The sequence below is a fragment of the Shewanella sp. SG44-6 genome, from assembly GCF_014164185.1.
GTDB classification, from domain to species: domain Bacteria; phylum Pseudomonadota; class Gammaproteobacteria; order Enterobacterales; family Shewanellaceae; genus Shewanella; species Shewanella vesiculosa.
In genome coordinates this window covers 1-4,888 of sequence record NZ_JACJER010000210.1, presented here as the reverse complement: position 1 = coordinate 4,888, position 4,888 = coordinate 1, and the positions used below count along the sequence as shown (strand labels likewise).

Annotated in this window: 3 protein-coding genes; 1 reads left to right on the top strand and 2 read right to left on the bottom strand. The window is 43.5% G+C overall.

Annotated features, from left to right (window positions below):
* A partial coding sequence (locus H5185_RS21250) for a PD40 domain-containing protein (RefSeq protein WP_182743116.1) occupies positions 1–1,441 on the bottom strand: 1,441 nt, incomplete at its 3' end.
* A gap of 207 nt (positions 1,442–1,648) precedes the next feature.
* Complete coding sequence (locus tag H5185_RS21245) at positions 1,649–3,184, bottom strand: fumarate hydratase (protein ID WP_124015022.1); 1,536 nt, start codon at positions 3,182–3,184, stop codon at positions 1,649–1,651.
* A 180-nt stretch (positions 3,185–3,364) separates the two neighbouring features.
* Between H5185_RS21245 and pabB the strand changes: the two genes are divergently transcribed.
* On the top strand, positions 3,365–4,786 hold the full coding sequence (gene pabB, locus H5185_RS21240; RefSeq protein WP_182743114.1) for an aminodeoxychorismate synthase component I: 1,422 nt from the start codon (positions 3,365–3,367) through the stop codon (positions 4,784–4,786).
* Positions 4,787–4,888 lie beyond the last annotated feature (102 nt).

Sequence of the window (4,888 nt, the reverse complement as noted above, 5' to 3'; positions counted from 1 at the left end):
GCTGCGCATTCCAGCGGCTGCTAAAACTGTTGCCAAATGAGCCTTGTGGGCCGCCGTGAACGAGGTAAGCAATCGGGTATTTTTTACCTTCTTCATAGTTAACTGGTTTAATCCAGTAGCCATGAACGGTTTCATCGTTCCAACCTTTAAAGTTGAACTGTTCAAATTCCCCAAAGGTAATATTGGCTAATTTGTCTTTGTTGACATCAGTCAGCTGAGTCAATCGCTCACCTTCTAAAGTCACACTGTATACATCACCGGGTTCAACTAATGTCGATTTTTGGAAGAACAATTTATTATTGGCGACCGCAATTAAGCTGTTACTACCTTGATTATAAATCGGACGTACATCGCCAAATTGGGTATTGACCTCAAACAGTGTAACTTGACCAAGATCTTGAGCCGTCACATATAACGTACGGCCATCGGCGCTGAAATTGAGCGAACTTGGGCTACGATCCCATAATGGAGCGACTTCTTTTTCTTGGCCAGTGACATTGTCACGTAACATAATGCGATTGCGATCAGCTTCATAACCTGGCTTAGTCATGGCTAAATAAGCCAGATAACGGCCGTCGGCTGAGTATGTTGGTTGTGAGTCCCAGGCTTTGTTGTCTGGGGTTAAGTTAACCGTTTCACCGCCCGCAACTGGCACTTGCCATAAATCATAGTTGGTGGTCCATGCTTGATCGTTACTGGGCGCTTTAGCACTATAGACAACGAATTTGCCATCTGCGGTGAAGGTTACTTCTTCCATGCCTGAAAAAGGCTTAGGCGGCGTTTCAGTATCACGACCGGCTGTAACATCAATCGCGGTGGTGACTTTTTCACCATCGAGTGAAGCCACAAATAAATGATTACGCGCGTGATCTTCCCATGTATCCCAATGACGGACCATTAGCTGCTTATATAATCGTCCAGTGCTTTTACGTTCAGCTTCTGCGGTAAACATCTCTTTTGAACAGGCTAAGTCTTTACACTCTGGAAATACCCGCAGGGTCATGACAAGCTGTTTGCCGTCGTTAGACAATTTGTAGCCATTAATATCTAAAGGTAAATCAGTAATCGCTATCGCTTCACCACCATTTAGCGCCAGTTGATACAATTGGCTGCTTCCAGTGCGGCTAGCAAGAAAGTAAATTGATTTTCCATCAGGCGAAAAACTGACATCATGCTCAGTCCCGGCGGCAGAAGTCAGTTGTTTTGGCTTAGCATTTTTATCGCTTAAATCGAGCAGGTAAAGATCCGAGTTAGCCTCGCCTTTATCATCAACCACTTTGACGCCGTAAACCATGGTTTTGCCATCATTTGAAACGGCTGCCGAATGCAACTTATTTAGCTTAACTAATTGTTGAACGTTAAAGGCGGTGGGCTCTGCCGCATAAACTGATGTAGCCAAACCAGCAGCTACCAATGCAAATAATACAGAAGACTTTTTCATTGTTATCTTGTCTCAGTTGTTTAAATAAAAACATGACTGCGCGTTGAGGTAGATACAACTCGACTAACGCGTAATCATAAAATGTGTATTGCAGACTAACCAAAGCAAAACGCTCAGGCAACATGCCTTTTGTAAAAAGCTGTAAACCCGAGCGTTAGATCACATTGACACATATGGCTTAAACATAAGCACAGTCGTGTTTATCGCTTACTTTGTTGCTTTACTGTTCGCGATATTAATTTTCCAAATCGCCGGACCTGTTTCGTGTGCATTGACACCATTGGTATCAACCGCAACCGTTACCGGCATATCTTGTACGTCAAACTCGTAAATGGCTTCCATGCCTAAGTCTTCAAATGCCACCACGCGTGACTTCTTGATCGCTTTAGACACTAGATATGCTGCACCGCCAACGGCCATTAAATACACCGCTTTGTGCTTTTTAATCGAAGCAACGGTTTCAGGACCGCGTTCAGACTTACCAATCATCCCCATAAGGCCTGTTTGGTCTAACATCATGTCTGTAAACTTATCCATGCGAGTGGCGGTTGTAGGACCGGCTGGGCCGACCACTTCATTGCCGACAGGATCAACTGGGCCCACGTAATAAATAAATTTACCCGTAAAGTCGACGCCTTCAGGTAAACCTTCACCAGACTCAAGTAACGTTTGAATGCGTTTATGAGCAGCATCACGGCCAGTCAGCATTTTACCGTTGAGTAGTAAGGTATCACCACTTTTCCACGTTTCGATTTCGGCTTGAGTGATGGTGTCTAAATTCACATGATGAGTATTCTCACCCGCTTCACGAGTGATCTCAGGCCAATCAGATAACGATGGTGGCACTAAATCCACAGGACCTGTGCCATCTAAATGGAAATGAACATGACGCGTTGCGGCGCAGTTAGGGATCATCACCACAGGTTTTGAAGCGGCATGGGTCGGTACAGACTTAATTTTAACATCCAGCACTGTGGTTAAACCGCCTAAACCTTGTGCACCAATACCTAAATTGTTTGCTCGTTCAAAAATGTCTAAACGCAGCTTCTCTTCAGTTGTAACCGCACCACGTTGCATTAATTCATGGATATCAATCGATTCCATTAATGACTCTTTTGCCAGTACAGCCGCTTTTTCGGCTGTGCCACCTATACCTATGCCTAACATACCCGGTGGGCACCAACCCGCACCCATTGTGGGTAAGGTTTTTTCAACCCAAGCAGCAATGTCATCAGACGGGTTAAGCATAGCCATTTTAGATTTATTCTCTGAGCCACCACCTTTAGCGGCAATCATCACTTCAACTTGGTTGCCCGCAACCATATCTATATGCACCACAGACGGAGTATTGTCTTTAGTGTTTTTACGTGCGCCAGCAGGATCTGACACAATTGATGCACGTAAAGGATTATCTGGATTAGTGTAAGCACGACGAACACCTTCATCGACCATTTCTTGAACGGTCATATCGGTTTTGTCCCACTGAACCGACATACCAATTTTAACAAAGGTAGTCACAATTCCGGTGTCTTGACATAAAGGACGTTTACCTTCAGCAGACATACGCGAGTTAATCAAGATTTGAGCAATGGCATCTTTAGCCGCAGCGCTTTGTTCACGCTCATAAGCTTTGTTCATTGCATCAACAAAGTCTTTGGGATGGTAATAGGAAATGTATTGCAAGGAATCTGCGATACTTTCAATAAAGTCCGCTTGTTTAATCACAACCGCTTGACTAGACATTGAAGATTCAGTTGTAGAGTGAGATGTGGTATTCGTCGACATATGGGGCGCTCCAGCAGCCATTGCGGCCTAACATGGTTATCGTTTTTATTAGAATCGATTTAATATTAACTATTAAGGCCAATATGATACTCTTTCCATCCTTTTTGGGCTACATCACATTTTAGATAAGGGTTATCGATGTCTGCGCGGGCAAAAAACGCACTTTTTATGCAAAAACTGGATTTGAAAATAGACACTAAGGCGCTATTTTCACTTTTTAGCCACCAGCCATGGGCGACATTACTCGACTCCGCCAATGCGCCGCACCAAGATGCCACTTTCGACATTATTGGGTTTAATCCTATCGCGACCTTAACTAGCCATGATGGAATTTGCTCGTTTAATGCTAAACATCCAAAAATAGCCGCGCTTAATATCAACATCAATCAGCAAGCCAGTCCATTTGAAACATTAGCGCAACTGCATGCTCGTCTTTATCCCTGTGCGCAAGGATCTCTGCACCCTTTTAGTGTCGGTGCACTTGGGGCATTGGGTTATGATTTGGGTCGAGATATTGAAAACCTGCCTGAAATAGCGGTTAAAGATATTCATCTTAATGATATGAATATTGGATTTTATGATTTCGCCCTGATATATGATTACGCAGAAGAGTCTTGGTATGCATACCATTACGACGGCTGTGGCGCACTTGATTATGAGTTGAATTTAATTCAATCAAAAATAGAGCATAATCTAAAACAGACATCCAGCTTGCCTGCTTTTCAATTAACCACACCATGGGTTAACCACATTAGCGTTGAACAATATCAACATAAGTTTGCACGTGTTCAAGAGTATTTACTCAGCGGTGATTGTTACCAAATCAATTTAACCCAACGATTTGAGGCGCAATATCAGGGTAATGAATGGCAAGCTTACTGTGCATTATCCACGGCGAATCAAGGCCCTTTTTCAGCGTTTATACGCCTTGAACATCATTGTATTCTGTCTATTTCGCCAGAACGCTTTATTAAACTAAGCGACCAGCAGATTGAAACTAAACCGATAAAAGGCACGTTACCTCGCCATCAAGATCCGCTTTTGGATCAACAAGCTGCGGCAGCATTACTTGCATCCGAAAAAGATCGCGCTGAAAATGTGATGATTGTTGATCTGTTACGCAATGACATTAGCAAAGTCGCGGCGCCCGGCTCGGTTAAGGTACCGACATTATTTGCAATTGAAAGTTTCCCTGCTGTGCACCATTTGGTCAGCACCATAAGTGCCACACTGGCAGAAGATAAAAATGCATTTGATTTACTCCAAGCAGCCTTTCCTGGCGGTTCAATTACTGGCGCACCAAAAATTCGCGCCATGGAAATCATTGAAGAGTTAGAGCCATCTCGACGAAATGTCTATTGTGGGAGTATTGGTTATATCAGTCAAAACGGTAATATGGATACCAGTATTACCATTCGCACTTTAGTCACCGAAAATAACCGTATTTACTGTTGGGCTGGCGGTGGCATTGTCGCTGATTCAAATGCCGACGCTGAGTACCAAGAAAGTTTTGATAAAGTCAGCAAAATATTGCCTTTGTTGGCGAGTCTGAATCAGTAAAAACAGGTGTCGATAACCATTCGTTATACCAAGACTTACAACAGTAGATGATAGCGATTGTTGACTTGTCAGCAATCGGATTGTTTTTAGTGCTGCCGCGTT

Bases quoted from the DNA above. Each gene is read 5' to 3' on its own strand.
- H5185_RS21245 (WP_124015022.1), bottom strand. From the start codon at position 3,184: ATGTCTAGTCAAGCGGTTGTGATTAAACAAGCGGACTTTATTGAAAGT.
- pabB (WP_182743114.1), top strand. From the start codon at position 3,365: ATGTCTGCGCGGGCAAAAAACGCACTTTTTATGCAAAAACTGGATTTG.